Consider the following 15,254-nt stretch of genomic DNA (forward strand, 5'->3'; position numbering starts at 1 on the left):
AAGCCCGTTTCTATTGATATTCATCTTTTAAAATATCACTCTCAATATATTTAAGCTATTTTCCAACCTTTTTAATCCCCATTTCATACAAAGCAAAAGAAAGCAGATCTGCATTTTCGCCTATCACCTGCTCTGTTGATCTTCCCGCTCCGTGGCCCGCATTTTTCTCAATTCTTAATAAAATCGGGTTATTACAAGCTTGTTTTTCCTGTAATTCCGCACCAAATTTGAAAGAATGTGCCGGAACTACTCTGTCGTCGTGATCACTTGTAATAATCATTGTGGAAGGATAGCATATTCCTGCTTTTACGTTGTGAACCGGAGAGTAAGATTTTAAATATTCGAACATTTCTTTACTGTCTTCCGCCGTTCCATAATCGTATGACCAACCTGCCCCGGCTGTGAATTTGTTGTATCTTAACATATCCAAAACCCCTACTCCAGGGAAAGCTACTCTTGCTAAATCAGGACGCATTGTCATCGTTGCTCCGACCAACAATCCTCCGTTCGATCTTCCGGAAAGCGCCATAAATTCTTTTGAAGTATACCCTTTACCCTGAAGATATTCTCCAGCCGCAATAAAATCATTGAATACATTTTTCTTGTCCATTTTAGTTCCTGCATCATGCCATTTTTTTCCGTATTCACCACCACCACGAATGTTTGGAACCGCATAAATACCTCCATTTTCCATCCAGATTGCATTTACTACAGAGAAAGCAGGCTGTAAGCTGATGTTGAAACCTCCGTAAGAATAAAGAATTGTAGGATTTTTCCCATCAAGCTTGGTCCCTTTTTTATAGTTGATCATCATCGGAATTTTCGTTCCGTCTTTTGAAGTGTAGAAAACCTGCTCGGAAACATAATCATCAGGGTTGAATTTCACTTTTGGTTTCTGATAAACTTCTGATGCTCCGGAATCTGCATTGAATTTATACGTTGTTCCCGGTGTGATATAATTGGTAAATGAAAAATACAGTTCTTTTTCTTTTTCCTTACCTCCAAATCCTGAAATATTTCCTTTTCCTGGAAGTTTAATTTCACGAACTAATTTTCCCGTTCTGTCGTATTGTTTTACCTGATCAATCGCGTCGATCATGTAAGTTGCGAAAAAATATCCTCCTCCTGTATTGATTCCCAAAACATTTTCTGTCTGAGGAATAACATCTTTCCATGTTTCAGGGGACGGATTTTTAATGGTTGTTTTTACCAGACGCATATTTGGAGCATCTTTATCTGTGAAAATATAAAGATCATCGCCCTGAGTATCTACAATGCTTACATTGATATCAAAACCTTTGTTAATCTGAACAAAATCACCGCCGTTTTTTAAATCTTTAATGTACAATTCGTTCCCGTTCGTTGCATTAGCTGCAGAAATAATTAAATACCTCTGATCTTCGGAAACCCCTGCGCCTAAATATCTTCTTGGTGTTTTATCACCACCAAAAATCAATTGATCTGCGGATTGTTTTGTTCCTAATTTATGAAAATAGACTTTGTGCTTATCGGTCATTCCGGAAAGTACGGTTCCTTCTTTCGGTTTATCATAACTTGAATAATAGAAGCCTTCATCGCCCTGCCAGGAAATTCCACTGAATTTAACATCAAACAACGTTTCATCAATTTGTTTTTTTGTAACAGCGTCTATGATAATGATTTTGTTCCAGTCGCTTCCGCCTTCAGAGATAGAATACGCCGCTAAATTTCCTTTTTTATTAAAAGACAACTGAGAAAGCGAAGTCGTTCCTTTTTCTGAAAATTTGTTTGGATCAAGAAAAACTTCCGTAGCTTTTGTTTTATTATTTGTTCGATACAAAACCGACTGCGCCTGTAGTCCGTCGTTTTTATAATAATAGGTATAATCTCCTTCTTTGAACGGTGCTGAAATTTTTTCATAGTTCCAGATATCTCTCAACTGATTTTTAATTTCATCTCTGAAAGGAATTTTTGAAAGATAGTTCTGACTGTGTGCTACTTCTTCATCCACCCATTTTTTTGTAGCCTGAGAATCGTTTTCCAAGTCTCTGAATGGATCTGCAACTGCGGTTCCGAAATAGGTATCTGTCTGTTTTCCTTTTAGTGCTTTAGGATAGTTCATTTTTTGCGAATACAATGTAGCCGAAAACAAAACTCCGGCAGTTAATAAAATTGGTCTGAAATTCATAGTACACTATTTTCTCAAAAATAAGGAATCTGAATTAAATAGAAAAAAGCCACTGGAAAACAGTAGCCTTTTTAGTTTTGAGCATTTTACAACAACCCTTTAATATGCTTATAATTCGTTTTTACCGTATCCAAAGCTTCCTCCATTTTTCCGCCAAGCATAAGCTGCGCCATAGATTTTGTCATGCCAATAACCTGATCAAATTCGATTTTGGGAGGCAATGCCAATGCATTTGGATTGGTGAAAATATTTAACAGATATGGCCCGTTATAGTCAAGACATTCTTTAATGGCAGCTTCCACTTCTTCAGGTTTGTGAACATTTTTCCCGGGATATCCCATGGCATGGGCAATCATTGCAAAATCAGGATTAATCATATCTGTCTCATTGTCCGGCATTCCGCCCACTTCCATTTCGAGCTTTACCATTCCCAGCGCTCTGTTGTTGAAAACAATTAATTTTACAGGCAATTTATATTGGAAAATAGTCGCCATATCTCCTAATAACATTGATAATCCGCCATCTCCGCACATTGCAATTACTTGTCTTTCCGGATGAGCTAAAGAAGCGCCAATCGCCATGGGCATTGCATTTGCCATCGAACCGTGATTAAATGAACCTAACATTTTTCTTGCACCCGTTCCTGTAATATATCTTGCACCCCAAACACAGCACATCCCTGTATCAACCGTGAAAATGGCATCGTTTTTAGCTAATTTATCTAAAGTATAGGCTACAAATTCGGGCTGAATGGCATTTTCCGTTCCCGAATCTTTTACATAAGTCAATTGAGTTTCCTTTACTTTTCCATAGAATTCTAATTGCTGATTCAGGAAATGAATATCCGTTTTTTCTTTTAACAAAGGTAATAATGCTTTAATAGTTTCCTTCACATCACCTGTTAACCCTAACTCTAATTTTGCCCTTCTTCCCAATCGCTCAGGGCTTTCATCAATCTGAACAATTTTATTTTTAACAGGCATGAATTTCTGGTATGGAAAATCGGTTCCCAAAAGAATCAGCAAATCTGCTTCATGCATTGCGTGATAAGCTGAAGGCAGACCTAGCAGACCCGTTAGCCCTACTTCATTAGGATTATTCGGCTGAATTGCCATTTTCCCACGGAAAGAATATCCTACAGGAGCTTTTAAATATTTCGACAACTCTATAACTTCAACATTTGCGTGTTCAGCACCGATTCCGCAATAAATGGTAACTTTTTCGCTCTCATTAATTAAACCTGCCAATTGAGCCAATTCATCATCAGAAGGACGAATAATTGGATTTGTTTTAAATATTTTATTGGACGTAGCAGCTTCCTCAGCATCCAACTCGGAAATATCCCCCGGAAGACCAATTACCGCTACTCCTTTTTTGGAAATCGCATGCTGAATTGCCGTTTGCACAGTTCTTTGAACCTGCTCAGCCCTTGTAATCATTTGGTTATAGTGACTGCAGTCGTCAAATAATTTTATGGTATTGGTTTCCTGAAAATAATCCATTCCCATTTCTTCACTCGGAATCGTAGAAGCAATCACCAACATCGGAACATGAGAACGATGCGCTTCATAAACCCCATTAATTAAATGAACGTGCCCGGGACCGCAACTTCCCGCACAAACCGCAAAACCATCGAGTTCTGCTTCTGCCGCCGCCGCATAAGCACCAACCTCTTCATGCCTCACATGAATCCACTCAATGCTGCTTTTTTTCACGGCAATATTCAGATGATTGAGACTATCTCCCGTTACCGCATATATTCTTTTTACATTTGCATTTTCGAGCATTTCAACAATTTGCTCTGCTACATTTTTAGCCATAATAATATTTTTGATGGTTGTTTGGACTTGGAAAATTGGATAGGAATGAACTAAATATCTCTTTCAAGACACTTATTCTTTATCAAATTTAGGGAATAATAAATGTTTTAGATACTTCCCGACATTAAAATTTCCTTATAAAAGCAAAAAAAAAGACCCTGCAGAAAGCAAAGTCTTTTCTATTATTTTTCAAAGTTTATCATCTGTTATCTGCCGTTAAATTTACTCTGTCATCAAAAGATTTATATCCTCTTGAAAAGCTTAATCCAACAGAAACATTCTCTTTTTTTCCAGATGTAAATTGCTTTTTCATTCTTGAAAAATCCCTTTTCACTTCTCTTTCAAAAGTTAAATCAAAAATTTCGGGATAAATTTTCACGTTTGAAATATTACCTTTTTCATCAACGGAAAAATCAAGTTTAAAATCACCTAAGACCTGATAAGCATTGGCGGTATACTGTAAATTTCCCGCTAAATCCTGCTTAAATTTATCAAGCCCGTTAGGATAAACTTTTTCTATCTGATCTTTATCAGCCTTAACATCTATTTTTGTCTGCTGAGAAAAGGCTGAAGCAAAACTCATTATTGCCACTATCGAAAGTATTTTTTTCATAAAACATTGATATTTTGTTCTATAAAGATACTTTTTTTGAGGAAAATTTACAATACTTCAATCTGATTTCTCAAAAGATCTTCAAATTCGTCTCGTTTTCTTATTAAATGGGCTTTACCGTCTAAGAAAAGAACTTCAGCAGGCTTTAATCTTGAATTAAAGTTCGAACTCATTTCGAAACCATAAGCTCCTGCATTATGGAATACCAAGGTATCCCCCTCTCTTACTTCATTTAGCTTTCTGTCCCAGGCAAAAGTGTCTGTTTCACAAATATTTCCTACAACCGTATAAATTCTCTCTGCCCCTTTTGGATTAGATAAATTTTCAATCTGATGATAAGAATCGTAAAACATCGGACGGATTAAATGATTGAAACCTGAGTTTACTCCAACAAAAACCGTAGCCGTTGTTTGTTTGATAACATTAGCTTTCACCAATAAATATCCACTTTTTCCAACCAGGAATTTCCCCGGTTCAAACCATAGCTCAAATTTTTTACCCGTTGATTTTGAAAATTCTGAGATTACTTTTTCCACCTTTTTACCCAACGTTTTCACGTCTGTTTCCTCTTCGCTGTCCTGATAAGGTATTTTGAAACCGCTTCCCATATCCAGATACTTCAGATTTGGAAAATGTTCCGACAACTCCAGCATAATATCCAATGCCTGCAGGAAAACTTCGGGATCTTTGATCTCGCTTCCTGTATGCATGTGAAGCCCTTCCACATTTAGGTTGGTAGACTTCATCACTCTCTCGATGTGGCGAACCTGATGAATGGAAATACCAAATTTACTATCGATATGACCTGTTGAAATTTTATAATTTCCACCCGCGAAAATATGCGGATTGATTCTTACTAAAATCGGGTATGTATTTCCGTATTTATTCCCGAATTGCTCAAGAATAGAGATGTTATCGATATTAATATGTACTCCGAACGTCATTGCCTCCTCAATTTCCGCTAAGTCTACACAATTTGGAGTAAATAATATTTTTTCTTTCGGGAATCCTGCCTTAAGACCAAGCTTTACTTCATTAATCGAAACACAATCCAAAGAAGCGCCCAAGTTCTTGACATACTTCAGGATGTTGATGTTTGTCAGTGCTTTCGCTGCATAGAAGAACTTTGTGTGTTTTAAAAAAGAAGATGTAAGTTTCTCGTATTGAGTTTTAATAGATTCCGCATCATAAACATACACCGGCGTACCAAATTCATTGGCAATCTTTAGCAAATCTTTTGAATTCATAATAAATTAAGTAAAACTTCTTTTTTGATTAAGAAAGTGCAAAGGTAGTGAGAAATTGTTTATAATTTAAAATCAATCATATAGAAGATTATACTTAAATTTTTAATTAAAAAGAATAAAAAACTTTTAATCTTTCTAAAAAAGCATTTTATTCTATCCTTTCAGCCAATTTCCAATTAAAATAGTTAGAGTTAAAATTATTAAAAACGTAATGACGGAAATAGGATTTGCAAAATTCACGGTCCATCCCAGACCAAATTTCTTCGGTGGAAACAGTCTCTTATCTTCTTTGTTGTAATAGAAGTTCCCCAATTTCCATGGAGAAAGATTCTTTTTTTAAATGATCCGTCATCTTATGATGATTACTATTATTTCGGTAAGGGAAGAGTCTCGAAATCACCTCTTAATAAAGCCAATTGCAGTTCATTCACCAAATCCGATGATTGAAACTGCAAATCAATTTTTAACTTAGACAGCTTGCTTAATGTCTGAATTTGTGTAAACAGTTCATAAAAACCGTACGAAACCACTTTGCCGTTTTCTATTATTAAAAACAGTTTTTCGCCTAATTTTCTGCCTTGTCCCAACCAAAGTTCATTTCTTTTTTTAAAATCAATTTTTTTCTTGAAAACTTCAATGTCATTATATTCATCAAGCTTTGTAATAAACTCAACCGCTTTTGCTCCCTGTGTGAAAGATCTGAATTTCAGAATGGGTTTTTCAACTTTGTTCAGCTTATTTTTTTCAACAAGATATTTGTCGTTTCTGTAATAAAGACCAAATGCCAACGGATCTCTTTTCTTAATACCTTTAGAGTTAAGAATTAATTTAGCAATAATATCAGTTCCCGTAAGTTCATAATTGATCTGCTCAACATCTTTTTGAATGGTTTCCCATTTTTTAGACTTGGAATTGAAAACCTTTTTCGAAAATTTATTGATATCCTGAACATGATCGGAAAAAATTATTTTTCCGGCTTCATTCTGAAAATAGACAAATCCTTTTTCGTTCGGAAGATCCTGCGTTAACTCTTTGATTTTATTGATGTACGTCTTCGCATTGGTTTCATCGTGTTGCTTCTGAATAATTTCGTTTTCAGTATCTTTCGAAATCAACAGCTTAAACAATTCCAATGTTGCACGGGCATCTCCTTCCGCCCTGTGATGATTTGTAAGAGGAATTCCTAAAGATTTCACCAGTTTTCCGAGAGAATAGCTTACCTCATCAGGAATAAGTTTTTTAGCTAAAGGAATTGTATCTAACGTATTGATTTTAAACTCATAACCAAGCCTTTGAAAGGATTGGCGAAGCATTCTGTAATCGAAATCAATATTGTGCCCTACCAATGTTGTACTCTCCGTAATTTCAACAATTCTTCTTGCAATTTCATGAAATTTCGGAGCCGTTTTAACCATTTTAGGAGTAATATTGGTAAGTTTCTGCACAAAAGGAGTAATATCGCTTTCCGGATTTACAAGTGAAATGAATTGATCTACAATCTTCTGACCATCATATCTGTAAATAGCAACATCAATAATGCATTCTTTCCTGTAACCTGCACCATTACTCTCTATGTCAATTATTGAATACATTTAAATTTTTACAACTTCTTTTTTAATTTTTACAATATTCATCATCAAAAGCCCCATACTTAATGATATTAAGCTGATAACATAACCCATGCCATACATCCAGAACGGTTCTGTTTTATTTTGCTGAATCCACTGCAAATTAGATATAAAAACAGCAACCAGAATATAGAAGCAGATTAGAGAAATAATTCCTCCAAAAATTTTGTACATCCATTTCCTGTTGACTAATAGAGGCAATCCTGCTAAAATAAGAAAAATTAAATCAATAAAACGAAAACCGACATGAATACTGTCCATAATTAAATTAAGGGCAGCTAACACGATAAAGTAAAATGATGCCAGTTTTTTCATATTTATTCCTATAATTCCCAAAAATTACAAATTTATCACCTGCTTACCTTCTTCTTCCGCCCAGACCAAGCATCCCTAAAATAGCTTTTGCCCCTTCACGCATTAATGTACTGGTAAAAGTTCTTCCCGCCTTACTTTGCAACACCTGTTCGAGCATTCCAGGCTCTTCTTTTACCGGCTTTATTTTTTGGCCGGGAGCAGCCTGCTGAGCAGCCTGTTCCATTCTGCTGACTAAAATTTCGTAGGCAGATTCATTATCAACCACCTTTTCGTATTTAGCAACTAAGGCAGAATTATTGGTCAATGCCGTGATTTCCGCATCATCCAGAACATCCATTCTTGATTCCGGAGAAATTAGATAGGTATGCACCAGCGGTGTCGGAATTCCTTTTTCATCCAAAGCCGTCACAAACGCTTCCCCGATTCCTAAATTCTGGATTAAAGTAGAAGCATCGTAAAATTCAGTGGTAGGATAATTTTCTACCGCTTTTGAAATTTCTTTCTTATCTTTTGCCGTAAATCCTCTCAACGCATGCTGAATTTTTAATCCCAACTGAGAAAGCACTGCTTCAGGAACATCGCCCGGAATCTGTGTAATAAAATAAATACCGACACCTTTTGAACGGATCAGTTTTACCATCGTTTCGATCTGAGAAACCAACGCTTTTGAAGATTCATCAAAAATCAAATGCGCTTCATCAATAAACAGAACCAGTTTCGGTTTTCCACTGTCTCCTACCTCCGGGAAAGTCATATAGATTTCGGCAAAAAGCGACAACATAAACGTTGAAAACAATTGCGGCTTACTTTGGATATCAGCAACTCTAAGAATATTCACAACGCCTTTTCCGTCTCTTGTTTCCAACAAGTCATGAACATCAAAGCTTAATTCCCCGAAGAAACTTGCAGCACCCTGCTGTTCCAATGCAACGATCGATCTTAAAATTGCCCCTAAAGAAGCAGATGCGATTGAACCGTAGTTTGATGAAAGCTCAGCTTTTCCCTGAGCATTTTCTGTGACGTATTGCAGAACTTTTTTAAGGTCATTCAGATCAATTAAAGGCAATCCCTTATCATCACAATATTTAAATACAATAGACATAATACTTTGCTGGGTATCATTCAACTGTAAAATTTTACTTAATAAAACAGGTCCGAACTCTGTAACGGTTGCTCTCAGCTTCACCCCTCTTTCTCCTGAAATCGTCATCAGCTCCACAGGAAAAGCCTGAGGATTGTAAGGAAGCTGTGTTTTTGCGTATCTCTCCCGAATGGCGGGATTCTCTGTCCCCGCCTCTGCAATCCCCGAAAAATCTCCCTTAATATCCAGCACCAGAGAAGGAATTCCCTGATGAGAAAGCTGTTCTGCAAAAACCTGTAATGTTTTTGTTTTTCCAGTTCCGGTTGCTCCGGCAATAAGACCGTGACGGTTAATTGTCTTTAAAGGAATCGTAACGTTGACTTCAGGAACTACTCCCCCGTTCAACATTCCTTTTCCTAATATAATGTGATCTCCTTTCGGAGTGTATCTAGCATTTAATTCTTCGATAAATTGTGTTTTGTCTGCCATTTGATTTTTTTAACAGTTAAATATAAAAAGTTTACAACGAAAATACGGCTGTCATCACGATTTTATTTCAATGGGAAATATAAAATTATCTTTAGCTTCACATTTAAATTTTTGAATTTTAGAATGCTAATTGAGTCCGTCTGTATTTATAGATTAATTCTATTAGTATAGATTTTTTTATTTTAGCTTGTTTTAAAAAAATAAACACGATTTTTGTATTTCAAATAAAACATTAAAACGGATACAATCACATCATGAAAGTTGAACAAATATATACAGGATGTCTGGCTCAGGGCGCATATTATATCGTCTCTGAAAATGAAGCGGCAATTATTGATCCACTAAGAGAAGTAAAACCCTATCTGGATCGTTTGGAGAAAGACAATGTAACATTAAAATATATTTTTGAAACACACTTCCATGCAGATTTTGTCTCGGGACATTTGGATTTAAGCCAGAAAACAGGAGCCCCGATTGTTTACGGACCAACCGCACAACCTGAATTTGAAGCTACCATCGCAGAAGATAACCAGATTTTCGAAATCGGAAAAGTAAAAATAAAAGCTCTACATACGCCTGGGCATACATTGGAAAGCACCACCTACCTTCTGATCGATGAAAATGGTGTTGAAACAGCGATCTTCACAGGAGACACTCTGTTTTTAGGCGATGTCGGAAGACCCGATCTTGCCCAGAAAGCAGGAAGTCTTACCCAGGAAGATCTTGCAGGAATTTTATACGACAGTCTTCATGCTAAAATTTTGCCGTTAGACGACAGCATCACCGTTTATCCGGCTCATGGTGCAGGGTCAGCTTGCGGAAAAAACATGCAGAAAGAGACGGTTGATATTTTAGGAAACCAAAAAAAGACAAACTATGCTCTTAATCAACCGGATAAAGAATCTTTCATTAAAGAGGTTTTAGACGGATTAACGGCTCCACCAAAATATTTCGGGATGAATGTTGCTCTAAACAAAGGCGGTTACGAAAGTCTTGATACCGTTATGGATAAGGGGTTAACGCCAGTTTCCGTTGAAGATTTTGAAGCGTACGCAGAAGAAACCGGAGCATTGATTTTAGACACAAGAAGCCCGGGCGAATTCCACAAAGGTTTTGTTCCAAACTCTGTAAATATTGGTTTAAAAGGAGATTTTGCCCCTTGGGTTGGAACCCTGATTGTTGATGTAAAACATCCTTTATTATTAATTGTTGATGAAGGAACTGAAGAAGAAGCCATTACAAGGTTAAGCCGAGTGGGATTTGATCATGTTCTAGGCTATTTAAAAGGTGGATTTGAAGCATGGAAAAACGGAGGAAAAGAAACCGATGAGGTGAAAAGAATTTCTCCGGCAGAATTTGCAGAACAATTCAACAAAGACTCAAAGGTAATCGACGTAAGAAAACCAACAGAATATTCTGCAGAACACATTGATAATGCCTACAGCAAACCCTTGGACACAATCAGCGATTGGGTACATACCATTGATGACTCTGAGCATTTCTTTCTTCACTGCGCTGGAGGCTACAGAAGCATGATTGCAGCAAGCATCCTTAATTCACACGGAATCAGGAACTTTACAGAAATCGAAGGAGGGTTCAACGGAATTAAAAAAACAGAAAAATTCCCGACTTCTGATTTTGTCTGCCAATCGAAAATAGTTTAAAAACAAAATGAAAGGGAAAATTTTTGGAATCATTCTTGCATCAAATTTTCTAATAAGTGCCTGTAAAACAGCAAACGGCACAGAATCCCCAAAGGCCAACATCAAAGAAGTTATCAACAGTTCAGATGTAGTTTTGGTGGATGTAAGAGTTCCGGAACAGTATGCGGAAGAAACAGTAAAAAATGCCATAAACATTCCCTTAGCCGAAATTCAGACTAGCGCTGAATTGTTGAAAGGAAAAAAGGTCGTGGTATTTTGCAATAAAGGAATTCAGGCTGATCAGGCAGTGGAAATTTTAAAGAAAAACGGTGTAGAAGTTTACGATGGTACAAGTTTACAAAACGTAAAAGCCATTCAGAACGAAAAATATGCAGGAAAATAATTAATTATAAATCAAATCACACTTTAGTTTACTGAGAAAATAAGCATCTTTAAAGACACAAAGTTTCGACACTTTCGAATCATTCTTTTAAGTGATTTTAAATTTCAGCTTTACCTCTTTCTAAACTAAAGTGTTTCTAATAAAAACTCAGCTATGTCACAAAAATTTCAGGAAATTATAGATTCCGAAAGACCGGTTTTAATCGACTTTTTTGCAACCTGGTGCCAACCATGTAAAGTGCAGTCTTCGGTTTTAAATACAGTAAAAGAAAATGTAGGGGAAGGCGCAAGAATCATCAAAGTAGATGTAGACCAATACCCTGCTTTAGCCAGCCAATATGGTGTCCGGGGTGTTCCGACGCTTGCGATCTTCAAAAAAGGAGAATTACTCTATAAAGAAAGTGGTGTGCACGATGTGAATACACTCACACAACTTTTACAACAATATGCTTAAAACTGTGATTTTTTCACAGTTTTTTTATGCTCCAACAGTTTTCACGGATATTTATAGATGGTTGAGTATATTTTTCTGTATAAAATCTAACATCTGTGAAATCTGTGGAACAAGCTATAATTCAATCGAAAAAGAATCGCGATCATTCAAAAATTGGAAGTGATTTCTGAAATCTTTCAATTCTTCTATATTTAATTCTGCAGTTACCAGATTTCCGTTTTTCTGCGAAATTTCTGTTCCATCCGCAAAAAAACAATGTGAACTTTCCTGATAGAAAAGATTATTTCCATCCGTCCCGATTCTGTTGAGTCCGAAAACATAAGACAAATTCTCAATCGCTCTTGCTTTCAGCAAATGTTCCCAGGCTCCTACCCTTTTTTCAGGCCAGTTGGCCACGTATAAAATTGCATCATAATCATTATTATTTCTCGCAAAAACAGGAAAACGAAGGTCATAACATACCTGCAGCAATATCCTGAATCCTTTATAATTTACAATCACCCTTTCTTTCCCTGGAGTATACACTTTGTCCTCTCCGGAAAATGAGAACAAATGTCTTTTATCATAAAAATCGACCCGAGAATCCGGCTGAACAAAGTACATTCTGTTGTAAAAATTTCCTCCATCTTCCACCGGAGCACTCCCACAAAAAGCAGCATTTTTTTCTTTTGCCATTTTCTTTAAGAACTCCAGCGACTCCAGATTTCTGTCTGAAACTTCTTCCGCCTCCATACAAAAACCTGTTGAAAACATTTCAGGCAAAAGGAAAATATCACCTTCCAGATTCTGTAATTCTTTTTCTATAAATTGAAAATTTTCCGTTTTATTTTTCCAGATAATATCTAAATTCAGTCCTGTGATCTTCATAAAGTTGGTTAAAAAACTTCAATAAAAATACGATTTTCCTGCAATTTCGGTTCTATTTTTGATAAAGATATTTCAGTAAAATTTAATCATAAAAGAAAAAGATTTTTTTTAATACTATCAAACTTATGTATTAAATAATATCTTTTGTAGAAAGTTGTAATTAGTAAAAAGTAAAATTTATGAAGAAATTGGTTTTTACGTTCCTACTTATTTTTGCGGGAGCAGCCACAAATGCACAAGCCTGGACAGGAAAAGGAGATCAGAAAATCAACGCGGGGCTGAGTGCCTGGGGATATGGGACAGGAATTACAGGAACCTATGATTACGGTTTAAATAATTTAATTTCCGTGGGAGCCGGTCTCAACGTTTACTTTGATAATTACAAAGACAATGATGATGAAAACCGCGCTTTTGTTTTCGGAAGAGTTAATTTCCATTTGAAGGAAGCTTTGCAATTACCTGAAAAACTGGATATTTATCCGGGCGTTGATGTAGGCGTTGTCGGAAGAAATTTTGGATTAGGGGCTCATATCGGTGCCAGATACTTTTTCAGCGAGAGAATAGGGGTTTTTGCGGAAGTCGGAAACAATGGCAGTCTTGGCGTTTCGATTAATTTGTAAGCAATCATCACATTATATGACAAAGCTTCTCGTTTCGGGGAGCTTTTTTATTTGGCATAGTTTTGATAATTGTTACCTTTGCAAATTAAACATAAAAAGCATTAATGGAAATAGCAATCAAACTGTTTCAATTTATATTGAGCATTTCTATCCTGGTAATCCTTCACGAACTTGGGCATTTCTTACCCGCAAAATGGTTTAAGACCAAAGTTGAAAAATTCTATCTTTTCTTCGATCCGTGGTTTTCTTTGGTAAAGAAAAAAGTAGGTGAAACCGAATATGGTATCGGGTGGCTTCCTTTCGGAGGATATGTAAAAATCGCCGGAATGGTAGACGAAAGCATGGATACCGAACAATTGAAACAGCCCGCTCAACCTTGGGAATTCCGCGCAAAACCGGCTTGGCAGAGATTGATTATTATGTTGGGAGGTGTTACGGTAAACTTTTTCCTGGCTTGGTTAATTTACAGCTGTCTTTCGCTTTTCAATGGTGAAATGTATACGGATCTTACCAAGTTCAATAATGGGATTGGCGTAACAGAAGCAGGCAGAAAAATGGGGTTTCAGAATGGTGATAAAATCATTACTATCGATGGAAAACCAGCTGAAAGACTGGAAAACGCTTCTATCAATATTCTTTTGGGTGATAACGTTACAGTACTTAGAAACGGTAAAGAAGTTACTTTTCCGGTAAACAAGGATGGTGTTGCTGAAGTATTAAAACAAAAAGAAGCGAAGCTTTATATCACTCCAAGATTCCCTATGATTATTGATTCTTTGGCAAGTCCGACAGCAAAAGTATCTGGCTTGACAAAGGGAGATAAAGTAGTTGCAATTAACGGAAAACAGACTCCTTTCTTTGACGAAGTAAGTACTACTTTATTAGAAAACAAAGGAAAAACAGTCAATATTGAAGTTTTGAGAAACGGAAAACCAGAAACAGTTTCTGCATCTGTAGGCAAAGATGGGAAATTAGGAGTAAGTGTTGATCAGAAAGCAATAGCTGATGTGATGACAGATAAAAAATATTCTTTCGGAGAGGCTATCCCAAGAGGTTTTGAAAGATCTATTGAGGCATTGACCATGCAGGTAAAGCAGTTTAAAATTATGTTTAATTCTAAAATTCAGGGGTATAAAAATGTAGGCGGACCGATTGCTATTGTAAAAAATATGCCTGTAGACAGAGCTGCTGACGGAAGCATCGGTATCAACTGGCCTGCTTTCTGGAGCTTCACAGCAATGTTCTCTGTTTGGTTAGCTTTCTTAAACCTAATTCCTATTCCAGGATTGGATGGTGGACACGTAATTTTCACATTATATGAAATGATTGTTGGAAAACCTGTTCCTCAAAAAGTATTGGAGAACGCACAGATGATAGGAGTTATCTTCCTGTTAGGCTTAATGTTAGTGATCTTTGGTAGTGACATCTTTAAGATCTTCGCAGGGAAATTATAATATTTTTACAAAAATTTAAAAAAATATTTGCAGGGTATAAATATTCGTCCTATATTTGCACCACTTAAAAACAAAGGACATTCCTCCTTAGCTCAGTTGGTTAGAGCATCTGACTGTTAATCAGAGGGTCGCTGGTTCGAGCCCAGCAGGAGGAGCCAAAAAGACTTACAGAAATGTAGGTCTTTTTTTATGTTTATTTTTGTACAAAAACATATTTATGCCGAAAAAAGGGATCAAGTACAAAACTTGTGGACTAAGCAAAAAGTTTTGATAATCTGAACAGGAAAAACGATTTATCTCTTACTCCTCGTAGCTGCATTCTGAAGTTTTTTATTTTTGCATTAAAGGATTCTGCTGAAGCGTTAGTGCTTCTCTTCTCAAAATAATTAAGAATATCGCTGTAGTGGCGGGTAATCGTTCTTTTTAAGGTAGTGAAAGATTTAAAGCCTGATTC

Annotated in this window: 15 protein-coding genes and 1 tRNA gene; 6 read left to right on the top strand and 10 right to left on the bottom strand. The window is 36.4% G+C overall.

Annotated features, from left to right (window positions below; all coding sequences use genetic code 11):
- Positions 1 to 55: 55 nt before the first annotated feature.
- The 8 genes from BUA89_RS06190 to BUA89_RS06220 form a co-directional block, all read right to left on the bottom strand.
- Entirely contained in the window at positions 56 to 2,101 is a 2,046-nt protein-coding gene (locus BUA89_RS06190) for a prolyl oligopeptidase family serine peptidase (protein ID WP_228420531.1), read from the bottom strand.
- 152 nt (positions 2,102 to 2,253) lie between these two features.
- Positions 2,254 to 3,987: a thiamine pyrophosphate-dependent enzyme gene (locus tag BUA89_RS06195; RefSeq protein WP_072954167.1), complete on the bottom strand. Its 1,734-nt coding sequence runs from the start codon at positions 3,985 to 3,987 to the stop codon at positions 2,254 to 2,256.
- A gap of 199 nt (positions 3,988 to 4,186) precedes the next feature.
- Positions 4,187 to 4,600: a hypothetical protein gene (locus BUA89_RS06200; protein WP_143152270.1), complete on the bottom strand. Its 414-nt coding sequence runs from the start codon at positions 4,598 to 4,600 to the stop codon at positions 4,187 to 4,189.
- A gap of 47 nt (positions 4,601 to 4,647) precedes the next feature.
- Entirely contained in the window at positions 4,648 to 5,847 is a 1,200-nt protein-coding gene (lysA, locus tag BUA89_RS06205) for a diaminopimelate decarboxylase (RefSeq protein ID WP_178362435.1), read from the bottom strand.
- A 153-nt stretch (positions 5,848 to 6,000) separates the two neighbouring features.
- The gene (locus BUA89_RS23280; RefSeq protein ID WP_228420530.1) at positions 6,001 to 6,159 is read right to left on the bottom strand and encodes a DUF5808 domain-containing protein; all 159 of its coding nucleotides are present in this window, start codon (positions 6,157 to 6,159) and stop codon (positions 6,001 to 6,003) included.
- Positions 6,160 to 6,215: 56 nt separating this feature from the next.
- On the bottom strand, positions 6,216 to 7,439 hold the full coding sequence (locus BUA89_RS06210) for a 3'-5' exonuclease (protein WP_072954176.1): 1,224 nt from the start codon (positions 7,437 to 7,439) through the stop codon (positions 6,216 to 6,218).
- On the bottom strand, positions 7,440 to 7,790 hold the full coding sequence (locus BUA89_RS06215) for a hypothetical protein (RefSeq protein WP_072954179.1): 351 nt from the start codon (positions 7,788 to 7,790) through the stop codon (positions 7,440 to 7,442).
- A 43-nt stretch (positions 7,791 to 7,833) separates the two neighbouring features.
- Positions 7,834 to 9,360, bottom strand: a complete 1,527-nt coding sequence (locus BUA89_RS06220) for a helicase HerA-like domain-containing protein (protein ID WP_072954182.1) — start codon at positions 9,358 to 9,360, stop codon at positions 7,834 to 7,836.
- A gap of 254 nt (positions 9,361 to 9,614) precedes the next feature.
- On the opposite strand from BUA89_RS06220, the gene BUA89_RS06225 reads away from it, so the two are divergent.
- From BUA89_RS06225 to BUA89_RS06235, 3 genes are all read left to right on the top strand, one after another.
- Complete coding sequence (locus BUA89_RS06225) at positions 9,615 to 11,024, top strand: MBL fold metallo-hydrolase (RefSeq protein ID WP_072954186.1); 1,410 nt, start codon at positions 9,615 to 9,617, stop codon at positions 11,022 to 11,024.
- Between the two features lie 7 nt (positions 11,025 to 11,031).
- Positions 11,032 to 11,406, top strand: a complete 375-nt coding sequence (locus BUA89_RS06230) for a rhodanese-like domain-containing protein (protein WP_072954189.1) — start codon at positions 11,032 to 11,034, stop codon at positions 11,404 to 11,406.
- Positions 11,407 to 11,559: 153 nt separating this feature from the next.
- Positions 11,560 to 11,859 (top strand): thioredoxin family protein, encoded by a 300-nt coding sequence (locus tag BUA89_RS06235; protein WP_072954192.1) that lies wholly within the window; start codon positions 11,560 to 11,562, stop codon positions 11,857 to 11,859.
- Positions 11,860 to 11,973: 114 nt separating this feature from the next.
- Here BUA89_RS06235 and BUA89_RS06240 read toward each other — a convergent pair whose 3' ends face one another.
- A complete protein-coding gene (locus tag BUA89_RS06240; RefSeq protein ID WP_072954195.1) occupies positions 11,974 to 12,726 on the bottom strand; it encodes a nitrilase family protein in 753 nt (250 codons plus the stop codon).
- A 179-nt stretch (positions 12,727 to 12,905) separates the two neighbouring features.
- Between BUA89_RS06240 and BUA89_RS06245 the strand changes: the two genes are divergently transcribed.
- The 3 genes from BUA89_RS06245 to BUA89_RS06255 all read left to right on the top strand — a co-directional run bounded on the left by BUA89_RS06245 (position 12,906) and on the right by BUA89_RS06255 (position 14,958).
- On the top strand, positions 12,906 to 13,346 hold the full coding sequence (locus tag BUA89_RS06245) for a DUF6646 family protein (RefSeq protein ID WP_072954199.1): 441 nt from the start codon (positions 12,906 to 12,908) through the stop codon (positions 13,344 to 13,346).
- Positions 13,347 to 13,450: 104 nt separating this feature from the next.
- Positions 13,451 to 14,800 (top strand): RIP metalloprotease RseP, encoded by a 1,350-nt coding sequence (rseP, locus tag BUA89_RS06250; RefSeq protein WP_072954202.1) that lies wholly within the window; start codon positions 13,451 to 13,453, stop codon positions 14,798 to 14,800.
- Positions 14,801 to 14,881: 81 nt separating this feature from the next.
- Positions 14,882 to 14,958 (top strand) — tRNA-Asn (locus BUA89_RS06255).
- A 95-nt stretch (positions 14,959 to 15,053) separates the two neighbouring features.
- Here the strand turns inward: BUA89_RS06255 and BUA89_RS06260 are convergent.
- Positions 15,054 to 15,254, bottom strand: a 201-nt coding sequence (locus BUA89_RS06260; RefSeq protein WP_143152271.1) for a transposase, incomplete at its 5' end; no start/stop codon positions are given.

It is taken from the genome of Chryseobacterium arachidis, from assembly GCF_900129245.1.
GTDB lineage: Bacteria > Bacteroidota > Bacteroidia > Flavobacteriales > Weeksellaceae > Chryseobacterium > Chryseobacterium arachidis.